This window comes from Arthrobacter sp. B2060, assembly GCF_059090445.1.
Genome location: NZ_JBNHFR010000013.1, coordinates 121,556 through 139,525 on the forward strand (window position 1 = coordinate 121,556; position 17,970 = coordinate 139,525).

Annotated in this window: 17 protein-coding genes and 1 pseudogene; 9 read left to right on the forward strand and 9 right to left on the reverse strand. The window is 66.5% G+C overall.

Going from position 1 to position 17,970, the window contains the following annotated elements; genetic code table 11:
- The first annotated feature begins 236 nt into the window (after window positions 1-236).
- From AC5RUM_RS19430 to AC5RUM_RS19440, 3 genes are read left to right on the forward strand one after another with little or no spacing between them, the layout of a single operon-like run.
- The gene (locus AC5RUM_RS19430; protein ID WP_494036477.1) at window positions 237-965 is read left to right on the forward strand and encodes a biotin transporter BioY; all 729 of its coding nucleotides are present in this window, start codon (window positions 237-239) and stop codon (window positions 963-965) included.
- The gene (locus AC5RUM_RS19435) at window positions 962-1,708 is read left to right on the forward strand and encodes an energy-coupling factor ABC transporter ATP-binding protein (protein WP_494036478.1); all 747 of its coding nucleotides are present in this window, start codon (window positions 962-964) and stop codon (window positions 1,706-1,708) included. Before AC5RUM_RS19430 ends, AC5RUM_RS19435 begins: the two co-directional genes overlap by 4 nt.
- A complete protein-coding gene (locus tag AC5RUM_RS19440; RefSeq protein WP_494036479.1) occupies window positions 1,705-2,376 on the forward strand; it encodes an energy-coupling factor transporter transmembrane component T family protein in 672 nt (223 codons plus the stop codon). The genes AC5RUM_RS19435 and AC5RUM_RS19440 overlap by 4 nt, the downstream gene beginning before the upstream one ends.
- Here AC5RUM_RS19440 and AC5RUM_RS19445 read toward each other — a convergent pair.
- Both AC5RUM_RS19445 and AC5RUM_RS19450 read right to left on the reverse strand, forming a co-directional pair.
- Window positions 2,373-3,593, reverse strand: coding sequence for a thiolase family protein (locus AC5RUM_RS19445; RefSeq protein WP_494036480.1), 1,221 nt, complete (start codon window positions 3,591-3,593; stop codon window positions 2,373-2,375). The two genes, AC5RUM_RS19440 and AC5RUM_RS19445, sit on opposite strands and share 4 nt — an antisense overlap.
- Window positions 3,586-5,007: a class I adenylate-forming enzyme family protein gene (locus AC5RUM_RS19450; RefSeq protein ID WP_494036481.1), complete on the reverse strand. Its 1,422-nt coding sequence runs from the start codon at window positions 5,005-5,007 to the stop codon at window positions 3,586-3,588. The genes AC5RUM_RS19445 and AC5RUM_RS19450 overlap by 8 nt, the downstream gene beginning before the upstream one ends.
- Window positions 5,008-5,066: 59 nt before the next feature.
- Between AC5RUM_RS19450 and ypfJ the strand changes: the two genes are divergently transcribed.
- A complete protein-coding gene (gene ypfJ / locus AC5RUM_RS19455) occupies window positions 5,067-5,963 on the forward strand; it encodes a KPN_02809 family neutral zinc metallopeptidase (RefSeq protein ID WP_494036482.1) in 897 nt (298 codons plus the stop codon).
- Window positions 5,964-6,104: 141 nt separating this feature from the next.
- On the opposite strand, the gene AC5RUM_RS19460 is transcribed toward ypfJ, so the two are convergent.
- The 6 genes from AC5RUM_RS19460 to AC5RUM_RS19485 all read right to left on the reverse strand — a co-directional run bounded on the left by AC5RUM_RS19460 (window position 6,105) and on the right by AC5RUM_RS19485 (window position 11,279).
- Window positions 6,105-6,437 (reverse strand): metal-sulfur cluster assembly factor, encoded by a 333-nt coding sequence (locus tag AC5RUM_RS19460; protein ID WP_400576474.1) that lies wholly within the window; start codon window positions 6,435-6,437, stop codon window positions 6,105-6,107.
- 12 nt (window positions 6,438-6,449) lie between these two features.
- Window positions 6,450-7,241: a Fe-S cluster assembly ATPase SufC gene (gene sufC, locus AC5RUM_RS19465; protein WP_494036483.1), complete on the reverse strand. Its 792-nt coding sequence runs from the start codon at window positions 7,239-7,241 to the stop codon at window positions 6,450-6,452.
- A gap of 84 nt (window positions 7,242-7,325) precedes the next feature.
- Window positions 7,326-7,685, reverse strand: a complete 360-nt coding sequence (locus AC5RUM_RS19470) for a non-heme iron oxygenase ferredoxin subunit (RefSeq protein ID WP_494036484.1) — start codon at window positions 7,683-7,685, stop codon at window positions 7,326-7,328.
- 26 nt (window positions 7,686-7,711) lie between these two features.
- Window positions 7,712-8,962 (reverse strand): Fe-S cluster assembly protein SufD, encoded by a 1,251-nt coding sequence (gene sufD / locus AC5RUM_RS19475; RefSeq protein WP_400576482.1) that lies wholly within the window; start codon window positions 8,960-8,962, stop codon window positions 7,712-7,714.
- Complete coding sequence (sufB, locus tag AC5RUM_RS19480; protein WP_306923537.1) at window positions 8,962-10,425, reverse strand: Fe-S cluster assembly protein SufB; 1,464 nt, start codon at window positions 10,423-10,425, stop codon at window positions 8,962-8,964. Before sufB ends, sufD begins: the two co-directional genes overlap by 1 nt.
- Window positions 10,422-11,279, reverse strand: coding sequence for a helix-turn-helix transcriptional regulator (locus AC5RUM_RS19485; RefSeq protein WP_494036485.1), 858 nt, complete (start codon window positions 11,277-11,279; stop codon window positions 10,422-10,424). Before AC5RUM_RS19485 ends, sufB begins: the two co-directional genes overlap by 4 nt.
- 130 nt (window positions 11,280-11,409) lie before the next feature.
- Between AC5RUM_RS19485 and AC5RUM_RS19490 the strand changes: the two genes are divergently transcribed.
- From AC5RUM_RS19490 to AC5RUM_RS19500, 3 genes are read left to right on the forward strand one after another with little or no spacing between them, the layout of a single operon-like run.
- The gene (locus tag AC5RUM_RS19490; RefSeq protein ID WP_494036486.1) at window positions 11,410-12,378 is read left to right on the forward strand and encodes an ABC transporter ATP-binding protein; all 969 of its coding nucleotides are present in this window, start codon (window positions 11,410-11,412) and stop codon (window positions 12,376-12,378) included.
- Window positions 12,375-13,133, forward strand: coding sequence for an ABC transporter permease (locus tag AC5RUM_RS19495; protein WP_494036487.1), 759 nt, complete (start codon window positions 12,375-12,377; stop codon window positions 13,131-13,133). Before AC5RUM_RS19490 ends, AC5RUM_RS19495 begins: the two co-directional genes overlap by 4 nt.
- 8 nt (window positions 13,134-13,141) lie before the next feature.
- Entirely contained in the window at window positions 13,142-14,086 is a 945-nt protein-coding gene (locus AC5RUM_RS19500; RefSeq protein WP_400576494.1) for a COX15/CtaA family protein, read from the forward strand.
- 150 nt (window positions 14,087-14,236) lie between these two features.
- On the opposite strand, the gene AC5RUM_RS19505 is transcribed toward AC5RUM_RS19500, so the two are convergent.
- Window positions 14,237-15,199, reverse strand: coding sequence for a heme o synthase (locus AC5RUM_RS19505; RefSeq protein WP_494036488.1), 963 nt, complete (start codon window positions 15,197-15,199; stop codon window positions 14,237-14,239).
- Between the two features lie 506 nt (window positions 15,200-15,705).
- Between AC5RUM_RS19505 and tkt the strand changes: the two genes are divergently transcribed.
- Window positions 15,706-17,823: a transketolase gene (gene tkt, locus AC5RUM_RS19510; RefSeq protein ID WP_494036494.1), complete on the forward strand. Its 2,118-nt coding sequence runs from the start codon at window positions 15,706-15,708 to the stop codon at window positions 17,821-17,823.
- Between the two features lie 29 nt (window positions 17,824-17,852).
- Window positions 17,853-17,970 (forward strand): annotated as a pseudogene (locus tag AC5RUM_RS19515) (transaldolase); the annotation flags it as partial.

The window sequence follows — 17,970 nt, forward strand, 5'->3', positions numbered from 1 at the left end:
CTCGTGGGTGCCGGGGCGGTGCGGCCGAGAGAACGGCCCCTACAAGTCTACCGGCCAGAGCCCGGCCCGCTAACCGGAGCCCCTCTCGCGGTTACGACGCCGACACGACATGTTTGTTCCCCACAGTCAGTCCCACTGCCTCCACCTTGTGGAACAGCTACAAAATTGATTTATTCCAGGGCAAGTAACGTCAACACCAGCTGATAATTGTTTGTATCTCTCCGACAGGACCTCCCATGCCCCAGACCCATCCCGTGTCCACGCACCGACGCCCGCGCTGGAACGCCACCGACCTCGGCCTCATCGCCGTCTTCGCCGCGCTCGTCGCCGGATCCGCCCTCGTCGCCGCTATTCCCGTCGGCGGACTGGGTGTCCCCATCACGCTCCAGACCCTTGCCGTGATGCTGACCGGACTGGCCCTCGGTCCCGGCCGCGCCTTCGCCGCCGTGGGACTGTACACGCTCCTTGGGCTCGCGGGGCTCCCCATCTTCAGCGGCGGACGCAGCGGGCTGGGCATCCTGGCGGGCCCGTCGGCCGGCTACATCATCGCGTTCCCCCTCGCCGCCGCAGCGGTCGGCTGGCTCGCCAGCATCGTGATCCGTCGCACCCTGAAGTACCGCGGCCTCTTCCTCTTCCTGGCCGCCATGGCCACCAGCATTGTCGTCATCCACGCTCTCGGCGTGCTAGGCATGATGGTCAATGCCAAGCTCGATCTGTCCAAGGCCTTCCTCGCCGACCTCGCGTACTACCCGGGAGACATCGTCAAGAACGTCCTGGCGGTGACTGTGGCCCTTGCCCTGCACAAGGCCTTCCCTGACCTGCTTGTCCGCCGCGTGCGCCCGCTCGCTCCGCCGGCGGCAGCTTCGCCGGCTTCACCGGCCGCTGCCTCCCAGACTGACTCGACCTCCGGCACGGCTTCCTCCGCCACGGCTTCCTCCGGACAGCAGTCACCCACCCAGCGGTGAGCATTTCCCTCAGCAGCGTCGGAGTCCGGGTCGCCGTCGACGGCCACCCGGAGCCCAAGGTGCTGCTCCAGGACGTCACGCTCAGCCTGACCGAACGGCGCATCGGTGTGATCGGCGCCAACGGATCCGGTAAGTCCACGCTGCTGCGCCTGCTGAACGGCCTTGTCGCGCCCAGCGAGGGATCCGTTACCGTCAACGGTTCAGACACTGTCCGGCACGTGCGGGCGGTCCGGCAGCAGGTGGGCTTCGTCTTCACCGATCCGCTGTCCCAGCTGGTGATGCCGACGGGCCGCGAGGACGTTGAGCTGTCGCTTCGGCGTTCGGTCCGGAACGGGGCGGAGCGCAGGGAAAGGGCCGACGCCGCACTGGCCCGCTTCGGCCTGCTGCCCCTGGGTGACCAGAGCATCTACGAGCTCTCCGGCGGCGAACGGCAGCTCCTGGCACTTGCCGCTGTGCTGGCAGTGGAACCCGAGGTGCTGGTCCTCGACGAGCCGTCCACCCTCCTGGATCTCCGCAACCGCGAACTGCTGCGCGGCACCATCGACGGGCTGCGCCAGCAGATCATCATGTCCACCCACGACCTTGAGCTCGCGCTGGACATGGACCGCGTGCTGGTGGTTGAGGCCGGCAGGATCGCGTTCGACGGCGGTGCTGCCGCGGCAGTCGCGTACTACCGCTCGCTCTGCGCCGCCGGCCTTGAGGTCCCCGACCGCGCCGGCGCGGACCGCGGCGACGCGCCGTGAGAGGCCACGGCTTCCTGCTGGCCAACTATGTTCCGGGGACCTCCCTGATCCACCGCACGCCCCTGTGGCTCAAATTCCTGGTGGTGGGGGGGTGCGGCATGGCGTCATTCCTGATCGTCGACTGGCGGCTGGCGGCGGGGGCCCTTGCCCTGATGTGCACGCTGTTCCTGCTCAGCGGGGCGGGACCCGCCCGCCTCCTGCGCGCCGTCCGCCCGCTGCTGCCCGTGCTGCTGGCCATCGGCCTGTTCCAGTGGTGGCAGCTCGGAGCGCCCGTAGCCGCCCGCATTGTCCTGAACATCCTGCTCTGCGTCGTCGCGGCGTCGCTGCTGACAGCCAGCACGCCGCTGCAACGGCTGCTCGACGGCGTGGTGTCCCTGGCCCGGCCGTTCACCCGCTTCGGGGCGGACCCCGAACGGTTCGCCCTCACCATCGCCATCATGCTGCGCAGCATCCCCTTCATCGCCGGGGCCTATGCGGACGTCCGGGACTCGGCAAGGGCCCGCGGTCTGGAACGCAACCCGCGTGCCCTGGTCCTGCCGGTTTTCATCACCACCGTTGCCTACGCCCGCCACACCGGGGATGCGCTGGCCGCCCGCGGCCTCGGAGAAGCCGACGACGGCCAGCCCCCGCACACGGACCACGCGCGGGTTCCTGGAGCCGGTTCCTAGAGCCGGGCGTACCTGAACAGGGCAGCCGTGCCCATTCCACCGGCGATGCTGATCATCGCCAGGGCGAGCTTTTCCTCGTCCGGGGTCCGCCGGGCCTGCGCCAGGAGCCTCGTAACCAGGACGGCGCCGGACGCTCCGTACGCGTGCCCGAAGGCCAGCGCCCCGCCGTCGGCATTGGCCCGGAGCGGATCAATTCGCAGGCTGTCCAGGCACGCGAGAGTCTGGGAAGCGAACGCCTCATTAAACTCCACCAGGTCCACGGAGCCGGCGGTTTCACCCCGCGACACCAGCAGCCGCGAGGCAGCGGATGCCGCCCCGATGCCGAGAAGCCGCGGCTCCACGCCGGCCGTTTCCGTCCCCAGAACCACCAGGGCGTCTGTCGCGCCCAGTTCCCGGGCGCGGGCCAGTGACGTGATGACGACGGCGGCAGCGCCGTCCGCGTCGAAGCAGGAGTTCCCGGCCGTGACGGTCCCGGATCCGACAAACGCGGCCGGGAACCTCGCCATGAGGGCCTCAGTGAGCCTGGGCCGGGGGCCGTCGTCGGCTGTCACCGGGCCCACCGGCCCCTCCAGCGGAACGATCTCCCGGTCGAACGCGCCTGAGCCGGCGGCGGCAACAGCCCTGCGGTGGCTGCGGAGCGCGAATTCATCCTGGCGGTCCCGGCTGATGCGGAACTCGGACGCCACATTCTCTGCGGCAACACCCATGTCAGGATCGCCCACGCTGTCCGGCGCAAACCGGGCGCGGCTGAAAAAGGCGGGGCCGCCGTCGTCGTTCCGGTGTGCCCGCAAAGGTGCGGTACTGATACTTTCCACTCCGCCGGCCAGATACACGCCGCCGCCCGAGGCGACGAGCCGGGACGCCAGGACGATGGCATCCAGCCCGGAGCCACACTGCCGGTCGACTGTGAGGCCGGGGACTGTCACGGGCAAATCCGCCTCCAGGGCGGCGAGCCGCGCAACGTTCCCGCCGCCGCCCACCGCATTGCCAATGACCACATCGGCCAGCTCAGAACCGCCGACGGCGGTTTCGGCCAGCAGGGCCCTGAAGACCGGCGCGAGGAGTTCATGGGCAGGGAGGTGCTTCAGCGCTCCGTGAGCCCGGCAGATGGGCGTCCGCAGGGCGGCGATGATGACCGGCTGCCGCTCCGCGGGCAGCGCCTTCTCAGACTGCGCCTTCTCAGACTGCGCCTTCTCAGGCAGCGCCTTCTCAGACAAGGCGTCGGACCCGGGAATCGCGGGCAGTGATCCAGTCAAGCATGAGGCCGCGGCTGACCTTGCCCCGGTCCGTCACCGGCAGCTCCGCGAGGGCGAAATACTGGAGCGGCCGTTTGTCCCGGGGCAGGATTTCCTCGAGCCCGGTCTTGAGCTGGGTGGCTGTAAGGCCGCCGTGGGACGGAACAATCCCCGCGACCACGCGTTGACCCCGGACGTCGTCGGCCATCCCGGCCGCGACGGCCGAAGCGACGCCGGGAACGGAGGCCAGGGCGAGTTCCACCTCATGCGGGTAGACATTCTTGCCGGCCGTGATGATCATGTCGGAGCGCCGGCCCAGGATGTGGAGTTCCCCGTCCTGCAGGTACCCCTGGTCCCCCACCGTGAACCAGCCGTCGAAGCACCGCAGTGCCTGGCCGTCATCGCCCCACAGATACCCGTTGCTGACCATGCCGCTGCGGACGCAGATGTTTCCCGCAGCCCCCTCCGGGAGAATCCGGCCTTCGTCGTCGAGAATCCTTACTTCGACCCCGGGGAATGGCCTGCCGATTCCCGTACCGCCGGCGTCGAGGGGCACGCCGGCGGGCAGGCCGGTTCCGGAGACGAAACTCAGCTCGGAGGCGCCGTAGTACTCGAAGATGGTGGCGTTTGGCGCCCACCGCCTGGCCGCTTCCAGCGTCCGGGCATCCAGCTTGGAACCTGCGCAGATGATGGTTTTCACGCCGGAGGCGTCAACACAGCCGGTCAGCCCGCGCTCACTGAGCAGGCGCAGCATGGTGGGGACCAGGACCAGGCGGGTGATGCCATCGTGGCTGATGGCAGTGTGGACGTCGCCTACGTCGAAGGACTCCAGCGTATGGAACTCGGTGCCTGCGTAGAGGCACTCGGCGAGGGCGTAGAGGTTCAGGCTCGCCGCGAGCGGACCGGGTGCGAGGGTCTTGTCGTCCTGGCTGAGGCCAAAAAACTCTATGGAAGCCTCAAAGGACTCCTGCCAGGAACGGCGGGAGCGGGTGAACGCCTTCGGCACGGACGTGGTTCCGGAGGTCAGCCCGATCAGGAAGGACGATGCCGGATCCCCGTCGGCCAGCTGGTCCTCATCAACGGAGTCCCGGGCTGCCGCCGGGGCCGGTTCGGCGGCCGGGCCGAGCAGCTGGACAATCTCCGCCAGCATCGGTTCCGGCCACGTCGGATCCAAGACGGCGCATTGCCGTTCGCCCGCCACGGCGGCGGCGAAGGCGACTGCGAAGTGTGTGGAGTTCCGTTCGGTGAGCACACTAATTTCAGCGGAAGTGCCCGCGGCGAGGGCCTCCGCTTCGTCGCGGAGCGCGCCCCAACTGAGCCGTTCGCCGGCCACGACGACGGCGGTGTCGTCGGGGCGTTCAGCTGCCCAGCGCTGGAGTCTGTTGAGAAAAGGCATCGGATCAACTTTACCGGCGGAACCTGCCCGGCCCTGCTCGGGAAGACTATTGTGACAGCATGAGCTTCAATGACGGCGTCGAACTCGACCCATCCCAGGTGGAAGACCGTCGCGGCGGCGGAATGGGCCGCGGCACGAAGATCGGCGGCGGTATCGGCGGGGGCGTCGTCCTGCTCCTTGCCGCCCTGTTCGGTATCAATCTGCAATTGCTTGAGGGGCTCATCGGCACGGGGCAGGAACAGCCCGGCGTGAGCCAGGGAACGGCCCCTGCCGAGTGCAAACTTGGCTCCGACGCCGACCAGCGGCTCGACTGCCGGATCACCGGCACGGTGAACAGCCTCAATGCGTTCTGGCCCGCGTATCTGGCCGAGTACAACGTCGAGTATCCGCGTCCGAAGACAGTTCTCTTCGAGGTAGGCACAAATACCGGCTGCGGGGCCGCCACGTCCGAGGTGGGCCCCTTCTATTGTCCTGCCGACACCACTGCCTACTTCGATCCCGGCTTCTTCCAAGACCTCGTGGACCGCTTCGGCTCCTCCGGAGGTCCGCTGGCCCAGGAGTATGTGGTGGCGCACGAGTTCGGGCACCACGTCCAGAACGTGCTCGGGAACCTGGACAGGGCGCAGCGGGATCCGCGCGGGCCCGAGTCGGGCGCCGTCCGCGTGGAACTGCAGGCGGACTGCTACGCCGGTCTCTGGACCCGGTACGCCACCACGCAGAAGGATCCAAAGACGGGCCAGCCGTTCCTCGAGCCGCTGACCCAGAAAGACCTGAACGACGCCCTCTCGGCCGCGTCCGCCGTCGGAGATGACCGCATCCAGAAGGCAGCCACCGGCCGCGTCACGCCCGAGGCATGGACGCACGGCTCGAGTGCGCAGCGGCAGAACTGGTTCTACCGGGGCTACCAGACGGGCGACATTGCCCAGTGCGACACTTTCAGGGCCGCCACACTGTAGGGGCTTCCCGCCAAAGGGTGGGCCCACGCCGGCGGGGTTCCCTGGCCGAGCTTGCGAGGTTAGGGGGCCGGCGGGAGTACGCCGACGGCGGGCCCACCTTCACTGGAAGGTGGGCCCGCCGTCGTCGTGCTGTATTCGCTTTTAGATGTTGAACCCGAGGGCGCGCATCTGGTCCTTGCCGTCGTCGGTGATCCGCTCCGGACCCCATGGCGGCATCCACACCCAGTTCAGGCGCCACTCGTCCACAACGCCGTCAAGCGCCTTGCCGACCTGCTCTTCAAGCACATCGGTGAGCGGGCATGCAGCGGTGGTGAGGGTCATGTCGATCAGCAGTGCGCCGTCATCCTCGGAGTACTTCAGGCCGTAGAGCAGCCCGAGGTCCACGATGTTGACCCCGAGTTCGGGGTCGATGACGTCCTTGAGTGCCTCTTCGACTTCGTCCAGCCCGGTGCGGGCTGCCTCGATTTCAGTCATGGCGTGTCCTTATCAGACCTGGGCTGCGGCGGCAGGGATCGAGGCTGATCCGGCGCCCTTGGCGTACCGGTCGTAGCCTTCTTCTTCAAGGCGGTCGGCAAGCTCCGGGCCGCCTTCTTCAACAACCTGGCCGTCAACGAAGACGTGGACGAACTCAGGCTTGATGTAGCGCAGGATGCGGGTGTAGTGCGTGATGAGCAGCGTGCCCATGTTGCCTGCGGCGTGGGCGCGGTTGACGCCCTCGGAGACGACCTTGAGGGCGTCGACGTCCAGACCGGAGTCAGTCTCGTCCAGCACGGCGAACTTGGGCTTGAAGAGCTCGAGCTGGAGGATCTCCACGCGCTTCTTCTCGCCGCCGGAGAAACCTTCGTTGACGTTGCGCTGGGCGAAGTCGGCGTCGATGCGCAGCTGCTGCATGGCGGACTTGACGTCCTTGGTCCAGGTGCGCAGCGCCGGGGCTTCGCCGTCGATGGCCGTCTTGGCCGTGCGCAGGAAGTTGGTCATGGTCACGCCGGGGACCTCCACCGGGTACTGCATGGCCAGGAAGAGGCCGGCGCGGGCGCGCTCGTCAACGCTCATGGCGAGGACATCTTCGCCGTCCAGGGTGATGGAACCGCCCGTGACGTTGTAGCGGGGGTGGCCCGCGATGGTGGACGCCAAGGTGGACTTGCCCGAGCCGTTGGGGCCCATGATGGCGTGGGTCTCACCCGTGCGGATGATCAGGCTGACGCCCTTCAGGATCTCTTTGGTGCCCTGCTCGGTGTCGATGCTGACGTGCAGGTCCTTGATCTCAAGAGTAGACATGTGTCGTGTTCTCCTCTGCACCTGCCCTTGCGGCGGTGGTGCGGTCTTTTAGTCTGGAAGTTAGGTGGTTTAGTACAGGACGAACTAGCTGAAGTTGGGAGCCTCGGCGCCGTTCAGGACCTTGGTGAAGTCGACGTAGACCTCGTCTCCGACGATCTCCACCGCAAACACGGGCACGGGATCGTAGGCCGGCAGCTGGAGCGGTTCGCCGGTGCGCAGGTCGAACTGCGAACCGTGGCCCCAGCACTCGATGGCGCAGCCTTCGACCTCACCCTCGGAGAGGGAGATGTCCGCGTGCGAGCAGGTGTCCCCAATGGCGTGGATCTCTCCCATGGAGTCCTTGACGATCGCGACGGGGTAGTCATCGATCAGGATCCGCAGGGCCTGCTTAGGCTGGATCTCGTTGACGTTGCAGACGAGCTCGCCATTTGGCTGTTCAGTCATCCGTAATCCTGTACTTTCCGGGCTGCTTAGGAATTCGTTGCGGCGAGTTCGCGCTCAACAGCCGCAGTCAGGCGCTCCTCGAGTGCCGGAACCTTGATCTGCTGGATGATCTCGTTGAGGAAGCCGCGCACGACGAGCCGCCGTGCCACCTCTTCCGGAATGCCGCGTGCCATGAGGTAGAACAGGTGTTCGTCGTCAAAGCGACCGGTGGAGCTCGCGTGTCCGGCACCTTCGATAAGACCGGTTTCGATCTCGAGGTTCGGAACCGAGTCCGCCCGGCAGCCGTCCGTCAGCACCAGGTTCTGGTTTTTCTCGTAGGAGTCGGTGCCCAGGGCCTGCTTCTGGATCAGGACGTCGCCCACCCACACGGTGTGCGCGTTCTTGCCCTGCAGGGCGCCCTTGTACAGCACGTTGGACTTGCAGTTCGGCTCGTTGTGGTCAACGAAGGACCGGTGCTCCAGGTGCTGGCCGGCATCGGCGTAGTAGAGGCCCAGCAGTTCGGCCTCGGCGCCTTCGCCCGCGAAGCGGACGTTGGAGTTGAGCCGGACGATGGACCCGCCCAGGGACACGGCGATGTGCTTGTACACAGCGTCCTTGCCCACCTGAGCGTCATGCTGGCCCAGGTGCTTGGCGTCGTCTTCCCAGAGCTGCACGGAGATCACGGTGAGCTTTGCGCCCTCGCCGACGATGACTTCCAGGTTGCCGTTGTGGTCGGCCGCGCCGGTGTGCTCCACGATCACGACGCTGCGCGAGTTTGCACCCGCCTCAAGCACGAAGTGGGCGTTGGAGCGGCGTCCGGCGCCGGCACCGTGGACCAGGATCCGCAGCGGCTCAGCCGGCTCGGCTTCCGCCGGGATGACCAGGTGCAGGGCCTCGTCCGCGTTGGCGGAGGCGACGACGGCGGCACGGTCGGCCGGGGTCAGGACAGTTCCGCGCGGTGCGGCACCGGGAGCCAGCGGGGTGCGGAGGTAGCCTTCCGGCGCGTCCACGGTGAAAGCGGCAGCCGGCTCCGGATCGACATCCGTCGCGGTGTCCGACAGGAGGTTGGCCAGCCCGCGGACCGGGCTGAAGCGCCATTCCTCCTCACGGCCGGTGGGCAGTGCGAAGTCGGCGACGTCGAAGCTCGTGAGCCGTTCGGCGCGCGACGACATGACGGTGACGCCGTGGTTGTGGCTGTGGTCAACCTTGGCGGAGACCAGTCCCTCGCCTTCCTCGGTGAACCCTGCGATGGAAGGGGCGCCGATGCGGGCCTTCTCAGTAGTAATTTCGGCAGTCATTAACCGACGGATCCTTCCATCTGGAGTTCAATGAGGCGGTTCAGCTCGAGGGCGTATTCCATGGGCAGCTCACGGGCGATCGGCTCGATGAAGCCGCGCACGATCATGGCCATGGCTTCGTCTTCACGCATGCCGCGGGACATGAGGTAGAAAAGCTGCTCTTCGGAAACGCGCGAGACAGTTGCCTCGTGACCCAGCTGGACGTCATCCTCGCGGATGTCGATGTAGGGGTAGGTGTCCGAACGGCTGATGGTGTCCACGAGCAGGGCGTCACAGCGCACGGTGTTGGCCGAGTGCTTGGCGCCTTCGCGGATCTGGACCAGGCCGCGGTAGGCTGCGCGTCCGCCGCCACGGGCCACGGACTTGGAGATGATGGAGCTCTTGGTGTTCGGCGCGATGTGGACCATCTTGGAACCGGTGTCCTGGTGCTGGCCTTCGCCGGCGAACGCGATGGACAGGGTCTCGCCCTTGGCGTGCTCGCCCGTCAGGTAGACGGCAGGGTACTTCATGGTGACCTTGGAGCCGATGTTGCCATCGATCCACTCCATGGTGGCGCCCTCTTCGCAGATGGCGCGCTTGGTCACCAGGTTGTACACGTTGTTGGACCAGTTCTGGATGGTGGTGTACCGGACGCGGGCGCCCTTCTTGACCACGATTTCCACGACGGCGGAGTGCAGGGAGTCCGAGGTGTAGATCGGAGCCGTGCAGCCTTCGATGTAGTGAACGTAGGAGTCCTCGTCCGCGATGATCAGGGTGCGCTCGAACTGGCCCATGTTTTCCGTGTTGATGCGGAAGTAGGCCTGCAGCGGAATGTCCACGTGGACGCCCTTGGGAACGTACACGAAGGAACCGCCGGACCAGACGGCCGTGTTCAGCGAGGCAAACTTGTTGTCGCCCACCGGAATGATGGTGCCGAAGTACTCCTGGAAGATCTCCGGGTGCTCGCGCAGGGCGGTGTCCGTGTCCAGGAAGATGACGCCCTGGGCTTCGAGGTCCTCGCGGATCTGGTGGTAGACCACCTCGGACTCGTACTGTGCTGCCACACCGGAGACCAGGCGGCTGCGCTCGGCTTCCGGGATGCCGAGCTTTTCATACGTGTTGCGGATGTCCTCAGGCAGGTCTTCCCACGTGGCAGCCTGCTTCTCCGTGGAACGCACGAAGTACTTGATGTTGTCGAAGTCGATTCCGGACAGGTCCGCGCCCCAGGTGGGCATGGGCTTACGGTCGAAGTACTTCAGGCCCTTGAGACGCAGGTCCAGCATCCATTCCGGCTCGCTCTTCTTGGCCGAAATGTCGCGGACCACGTCCTCGTTAAGACCGCGCCGGGCATTTGCGCCCACGTCGTTCTTGTCGGCCCAGCCGTACTCGTAGGTGCCGATGCCGTGCAGCTCGGGGTTCTTTTCCAGAATCTCCGAAATGACAGCAGTCTCAGCAACCGTTTTCTCTGATAGTTGGTCCGTCATAGCGGCCTTTCTTGCAGATGGTTGGATACTTCGTGCAGGGTGTCCTGCCGGGTTCCGGGGGTTTCGGCCCCGGTCGCGGCCGGACGGCCTGTTGGTATGTGGGTGGTGCAGACGTGGCCGCCGCGTGCGAGAGTCGACAGCCTGCGGACATCGACGCCTACGAGGCGCGAGAACATCTCGGTTTCCGCGTCGCAGAACACCGGGAACTGGGTGGCCAGCTGCTGGATGGGACAGTGGCCCTGGCACAGCTGCACGCTGGAAAGAGCCGCCGGCAGCGGTGCCTTGGCGTCGATGGAGGCTGTGGAGGACACGAAGCCGTCGCGGGACAGGGCGGCTGAGAGCGCCTGCGCGCGGGCCGTGATGTCCGTCCCGGCCTGCTCCACTTCGGGGGCGTAGCGGCGTTCCATCTCGGCGAAGCGCTCGACGGCGAACGTGCGGACCGCATCGGCGCCGGCGATTTCCTTGAGCTGTTTGAGCGCCAGGCTGGCGATGTTCAGGTAGTCATCGCCCAACGTGGACTGGCCCTGCGAACTCAGCACATAGCGGCGCGCGGGACGGCCGGCGCCGCTGCCTGCCCTTGCGACGCGCTTGACTTCGATGACGCCGGCGCGGGACAAATGGTCCAGGTGGCGGCGGACGGCAGCGGGGGTAAAGCCGAGCAGATCGCCGAGTTCCGCCGCGCTGACGGGGCCGTGTTCCAGCACCGCACTGAGGACGCGATCACGCGTGCGCTCGTCGGTGTCGGCCGCCGGCGCTGTTGCACCGTGGGCAGCCGGTTTTCCACCGTGGAGCACGCTGACTCGCGCGCCAGGCCCAGCCTGAGGCAGGGAAGTGGGCTTTCTCATGGAATACACAACACAATCATGTCGTAATTTACTCCACCCATCCAGTAAGGCAAGGCTGGCCTGCCCCGCGGACGGCAGGGGTGACCTGCGGCGACGTAAGGCACGGAAAAGACAGTACTACTTCACGTAGAATGCTTGGGTGCGATCCCCCAAATCCCCCGTTCTTGCCATCAACGGGCTCATTAAGGACGTAGGTCCGCTGCCCACCCTCGATGGCAGGATGCTGAGGGTGGTGAGCGACGTCTCACTGGTCGCAGTACGCGGCGAGGTCACCGCGCTGCTCGGTGCCAACGGCGCCGGCAAGACCACCACTATCGAATGCGCCCAGGGGCTGCAGAAGCGCTCCGGCGGAACGATTTCCCTGCTCGGCCAGGATCCCGGCAACGCCGGCGCTGACCTGCGGTCCCGCGTGGGTGTCATGCTCCAGGAAGGCGGCCTCCCGCCGTCGGCCCGTCCCCTACCCCTCCTCCGCCACATCGCCGGAATGTACCGGAACCCCAAGCCGCTGAACGAACTCGTAGAGCGGCTCGGCATTGACACGTTCAGCCGGACCAGCGTCCGGCGGCTCTCCGGCGGCCAGAAGCAGCGGCTTGCCCTCGCGGCCGCCCTCATCGGCAACCCGGAAGTGCTGTTCCTGGACGAGCCCAGCGCGGGACTGGATCCCCAGTCCCGCCAACTCGTGTTCGGGCTGATCTCGGAGCTCCGGGACAGCGGGATGGGAATCATCCTGACCACGCACCTGATGGACGACGCCCAGCGGCTTGCCGACTACGTCTACATCATCGACGCCGGCAGGAACGTGGCGGAGGGCACCGTCGCCCAGCTGCTGCAGCACCAGACGCCCGAGATGACCCACAAGGGACACGTCCGCACCCTGCACTTCGAGGCGTTGCCCGGACTCGACTTCGCCGGTGTGCTGCCTGCCGAGGTGGAAATCCGGGAAACGCGGGCGGGCAGCTACTCGGCCACGGGAGCACTCACTCCGGACGATCTTGCCGCCCTCACCGCCTGGTGGGCGCAACACGGCGTGATGCCCGGATCGATGAGCATGGAGGCGCGCAGCCTCGAAGACGTTTTCCTCGACATATCCGGAAGGGACGTCCGATGACATCCACGCTTGGCAGCCCTGCCGCTCCCCTCCTCCGCCGCATCATCCTGCAGGGCAAATACGAAGCAGCCACCATGCTCCGAAACGGCGAACAGCTGATTCTGGCCGTCGTGCTGCCGCTCCTGGCCCTGGTCGGCCTCACCGTCACACCGCTGCTGGACGGCATGGGCGACAGCAGGATCAACGCGGCCGTGCCGGGCATCCTCGCACTCTGCGCGATGTCGACGGCGTTCACGGGGCAGGGCATTTCGACGGGCTTTGACCGCCGCTATGGTGTGCTGCGCTTCCTGTCCACCACTCCGCTGGGCCGCACCGGGCTCATCGCCGGCAAGATCCTCGCCGTCCTGGCCGTGCTCGCATTGCAGATCCTCGTGGTCTCCGCCGTTGCGTTCTCCCTTGGCTGGCGGCCGGATGCATCCGGATGGGTACCGGGCCTGAGCCTGCTGGTGCTCGGCGCCGCCGCCTTCACGGCGCTGGGGCTGCTGGTTGCCGGCACGGTGCGGCCCGAGGCCACGCTCGCCATCACCAACCTGCTGTGGATCCTCTTGGGAGCCCTCGGCGGCATCGTGATCCCGGCAGAGCGGCTGCCGAGCATGGCCCAGGACGTCGTGCATCTGCTGCCCTCCGGGGCGCTCGGCGAAGGGCTGCGCGATGCCTTCCTGCACGGCGCAGTCAACGGCGACGCCGTCCTTATTCTGCTGCTGTGGCTGGTTCTTGCCGGCGCGGCAGCCATCCGTTGGTTCAAGTGGAATTGAGAAAAACCGTGAGCACGGCTTCGCGCCTCCCCCAGATGGTCAGCCGCATAACGTCCCGGCTGCCTGTAACCGTAGATGCGGCCGTCCGCCGGCTCGCGGTGCTTTCCCTGATCGGCCAGACGATCCTGGTGGTCACCGGCGGCGCCGTCCGGCTCACCGCCTCCGGCCTGGGATGCCCCACCTGGCCCCGCTGCACCGAAGCCTCCCTCGTGAACACCCCGGAAATGGGCATCCACGGCTTCATCGAGTTCGGCAACCGGCTCCTGACGTTCGCCCTCGCCGCCGTGGCGGCGCTGATGCTCGTCTACCTGTGGAACCTGCGGAAGGAGCGGAAGGACCTGTTCCTCCTGGCCCTGGGTCTCCTGGCCAGCATCCCGGCCCAGGCCGTCATCGGCGGGATCACGGTCCTCACCAAGCTGAACCCCTGGGTGGTGGGACTGCACTTCCTCGTCTCCATGGCGCTCGTGGTGTTTGCCACGCTCCTCGTCAACCGCGCGTACGGACGAACCGGCCGCTACATGACCCACGTGTTGCCTGCATTGCCGGGCGTCGCGCGTCCGGTGATGACCGCCGTCGCCCTGTTCTCCGCCGTGGCCGTCATGCTGGGCGTCGTGGTCACCGGCGCCGGTCCGCACGCCGGGGACGCCGAGGCGCCCCGCAACGGCCTCGACTGGGATCTGTTTTCGCACGTCCATGCCGTCCCCGCTTACCTGATCACCGCCGGGACGCTGTTCGCCTGCTATATGGTCTTCCAACGCCGCATCGCGGGGCCGTTCCGCTCAGCCGTGCTGATGCTGCTGGGCGTCACCCTGCTGCAGGCCGTCATCGGCTTCACCCAGTACTACAACGGCATACCGGCGCTCCTGGTGGGCGCGCACATGCTGGGCGCCGCAATGCTCATGAGTGCCGCCACGAATGCATGGGACGTCGCGCGTTACAGCCCGGCGCACTAGCCCCCATCCATCCAACGCTCCCTCACCTACTGCCGCCCCAACGGCAACGCTCCCTCACATGGTGTGAGGGAGCGTTTGCTTTTATCGGCACCGAAAGTGAGGGAGCGTTGGCCTTGTGGCTGCGAAAGTGCGGGAGCGGTTGGGTTGGGGCTAGCCGGCCATGATGGCCGAGCCCACGAACGGGTCGACGGCCAGGGCGATGAACAACAGCGTCAGGTAGCTGATGGAGCCGTGGAAGACCTTCATGGCGCCCTTGTCCGAGAGGTCCCCGCCCTGCGCCCGGTTGTACAGCGCGTGCGATTCGTACAGGAACCATGCACCGGCCACGACGGCCGTGACCGTGTAGACCCATCCGGCGCCGCCGGTCGGAACCATCAGCAGGGAACACGCAACCATGGCCCACGCATAAAGGACCACCTGCACGGACACCACCCTGGCGCCTGCGATGGCGCCCAGCATGGGCACGTTGGCGTTCCGGTAGTCCTCGCCGTACCTCATGGACAGCGGCCAGTAATGCGGCGGCGTCCACAGGAAAATCACCATGAACAGCACGACGGCGGGCCACTCGACCGTGTTGGTGACAGCGGACCAGGCGATCAGCACCGGGAAGCAGCCGGCTGCGCCGCCCCAGACTATGTTCTGCGCCGTGCGGCGCTTGAGGATCATGGTGTAGATCACCACGTAGAACAGGATGGCGCCCAGGCCCAGCCAGGCCGACAGCGGATTGGCGCCGAACCAGAGAATGGCGATGGCGGCCGCGCCCAGGAGCCAGGCGAACACCAGCGCTTCGCGCGGGGTGACTTCGCCGGTGACCAGCGGCCGCTTTTCCGTGCGGTGCATCAGCTTGTCGATGTCACGGTCGATGTAGCAGTTGAAGGCACCCGCGCTGCCGGCCGCGAAGGCCCCACCCACAAGCGTTGCAAGGATCAGGCCCAGGGACGGAAACCCGCGCTGGGCATAGATCATGGTGGGCAGCGTGCTCACGAGCAGAAGTTCAATGACCCGCGGTTTGGTGAGAGCAAGGTACGCCTTGGCCTTGCGTGCTAATCCGGCTCTTCCGTGGACCCTGGCTGAGGTCAGCGGCGTATCTGTTGTGCTCACGTTGGCAGTCACTCTGTTCTGTCTGGCTGTGTGGTCTGACTGATCTGCCCGAATCCTGGTCCGGAATGATCCCTCAACGGCGGTTGACGGGCTGGAAAGTCCGCTGCGCGGTCCCTGCCTGTACGCCGGTGGCCTCCCGATATCATACCGCGGTCCGGCGTGCGTCCGCGGCAGCCGCCCGACGCGGCAATTCACTGAAAATGATTCCTCCGAGCCTGCTTCGATCACATTAACGCAGCGGCCAAAAAAAGACGGTTCACAAAACAAAAATTGCGTCCATCTACTGAGATTTCCCCTGCCCGAACTGTGGAATAGAGCTAAGCTGTCAGCAGATCAGCGCGCAGTGGGAGACGGTGAAAATCCGCATTCCCACTCTGTCCAGCGACTGAATGAAGATCAACGTTTCAATGGTGAACGGCTGGTAGACAAAAACGCAGCGGGCACCAAACTGTGCCCTCCTGCGACCTGTCCCTACCGCCTGCCATCAGCACAGAGAGGGGCCCGGATTCGTGCCACATTTGGAAGAGCAAGAACTGTCATGGACCGATCTGGACCAGCGCGCCGTTGACACCGTACGTGTCCTGGCCGCCGACGCCGTCGAAAAGGTGGGCAACGGCCACCCCGGCACCGCAATGAGCCTGGCTCCGGCCGCATACCTTCTCTTTCAGAAGATGATGCGCCACGACCCGCAGAACCCCGACTGGATCGGCCGTGACCGGTTCGTCCTGTCCCCCGGTCACACCTCCCTGACCCTGTACATCCAGCTGTTCCTCTCCGGGTATGGCCTGGAGCTGAAGGACCTGCAGGCCCTTCGCACCTGGGGCTCGCTGACACCGGGGCACCCCGAGTACAGGCACACGGCCGGCGTGGAAATCACCACCGGCCCGCTGGGCCAGGGCCTGGCGTCCTCTGTGGGCTTCGCCTACTCCCAGCGCCGCCAGCGCGGCCTGTTCGACGCCGACGCCGCCCCCGGCACGTCCCCGTTTGACCACACCATCTGGGTCATTGCTTCCGACGGCGACCTCCAGGAAGGTGTCACCTCCGAGGCCTCGTCCCTGGCCGGCCACCAGGAGCTCGGCAACCTCGTGGTCATCTACGACGAGAACCACATCTCGATCGAGGATGACACCGACATCGCCTTCACCGAGGATGTCCTGAAGCGCTACGAAGCCTACGGCTGGCACGTCCAGCGCGTTGACTGGACCAAGACCGGTGAATACAAGGAAGACGTCCAGGAGCTGTACTCGGCGCTTCTGGCCGCCAAGGCCGAGACGTCCAAGCCCTCCATCGTTTCGCTGCGGACCATCATCGGCTACCCGGCGCCGAAGAAGCAGAACACCGGCAAGATCCACGGCTCCGCCCTGGGCTCGGAAGAAGTTGCAGCACTGAAGGAAGTTCTCGGCTTCGACCCCGAGAAGTCCTTCGAGGTGGACGAGGACGTGCTGGCCCACGCCCGCGCCGTCGTGGACCGCGGCGCCCACGCCCGCAAGGAATGGGAAGAGTCCTTCACCGCATGGCAGTCCGCCAACCCGGACGCCGCTGCCCTGCTGGAGCGGGTCGAGGCCCGCAAGCTTCCGTCCGAACTGGACGCAGCCCTGCCGGTCTTCCCGGCCGGCAAGGACGTGTCCACCCGCGCCGCCTCGGGCAAGGTGCTGAACGCCATCGGCCCGGTCATGCCGGAACTGTGGGGCGGCTCGGCCGACCTCGCAGAGTCGAACAACACCACAATCGAGGGCTCGCCGTCGTTCGTTCCGGCGTCCAAGCAGACCGACGCCTGGTCCGGCAACCCCTACGGACGTGTGCTGCACTTCGGCATCCGCGAACACGCCGCGGCCTCGATCGTGAACGGCATCGCCCTGCACGGCAAGACCCGCGCGTTCTCCGGTACGTTCCTGATCTTCAGCGACTACCAGCGCCCGGCCATCCGTCTCGGCGCCCTCATGGGTGTGCCGTCCCTCTACGTCTGGACGCACGACTCGATCGGCCTGGGCGAGGACGGCCCCACCCACCAGCCGGTTGAGCAGCTCTCCTCCCTCCGCGCCATTCCGGGCCTGGACGTGGTCCGTCCCGGCGACGCCAACGAAGTCTCGGCAGCGTGGAAGGTCATGCTGGAGAACCACGCGAACCCGGCCGGCATCGTCCTGACCCGCCAGAACATCCCCACCTACGCCCGGGGCGAAGGCGAAGCCGAGGGTGACACCTTCGGTTCCACCGCCGGCGTGGCCAACGGCGGATATGTCCTGGCCGAAGCCTCCAAGGACGGTCAGACCGTGGACGCCCAGGTCATCCTGATCGGCACCGGTTCCGAGGTCCAGCTCGCCGTCCAGGCCCGCGAAGCGCTCCAGGCCGAGGGCATCGCCACCCGCGTGGTGTCCATGCCGTGCGTCGAGTGGTTCAACAAGCAGGATGCCGCGTACCGTGAGGCAGTCCTGCCCGCAGCGGTCAAGGCCCGCGTTTCCGTCGAAGCCGGCCTGTCCCTCGGCTGGAAGGAGTTCGTCGGCGACGCCGGACGCTCCATCAGCCTCGAGCACTACGGCGCCTCGGCAGACTACAAGCGCCTCTTCCAGGAATTCGGCATCACGGCAGAAGCTGTCGCCGCTGCCGCCAAGGATTCCCTCGCCGGACTCCAGTCCTGACACCCCCACAGTCTCAAGGAGAAAAGATCATGACTACCACTCCCACCCAGCAGCTTTCCGACGCCGGTGTTTCCATCTGGCTCGATGACCTCTCCCGGGGCCGCCTGAAGACCGGCACCCTGCAGAAGCTGATCGAAGAGAAGAACG

Bases quoted from the DNA above. Each gene is read 5' to 3' on its own strand.
- AC5RUM_RS19430 (WP_494036477.1), top strand. From the start codon at position 237: ATGCCCCAGACCCATCCCGTGTCCACGCACCGACGCCCGCGCTGGAAC.
- AC5RUM_RS19450 (WP_494036481.1), bottom strand. From the start codon at position 5,007: ATGCCTTTTCTCAACAGACTCCAGCGCTGGGCAGCTGAACGCCCCGAC.
- ypfJ (WP_494036482.1), top strand. From the start codon at position 5,067: ATGAGCTTCAATGACGGCGTCGAACTCGACCCATCCCAGGTGGAAGAC.
- AC5RUM_RS19460 (WP_400576474.1), bottom strand. From the start codon at position 6,437: ATGACTGAAATCGAGGCAGCCCGCACCGGGCTGGACGAAGTCGAAGAG.
- sufC (WP_494036483.1), bottom strand. From the start codon at position 7,241: ATGTCTACTCTTGAGATCAAGGACCTGCACGTCAGCATCGACACCGAG.
- AC5RUM_RS19470 (WP_494036484.1), bottom strand. From the start codon at position 7,685: ATGACTGAACAGCCAAATGGCGAGCTCGTCTGCAACGTCAACGAGATC.
- sufD (WP_400576482.1), bottom strand. From the start codon at position 8,962: ATGACTGCCGAAATTACTACTGAGAAGGCCCGCATCGGCGCCCCTTCC.
- sufB (WP_306923537.1), bottom strand. From the start codon at position 10,425: ATGACGGACCAACTATCAGAGAAAACGGTTGCTGAGACTGCTGTCATT.
- AC5RUM_RS19495 (WP_494036487.1), top strand. From the start codon at position 12,375: ATGACATCCACGCTTGGCAGCCCTGCCGCTCCCCTCCTCCGCCGCATC.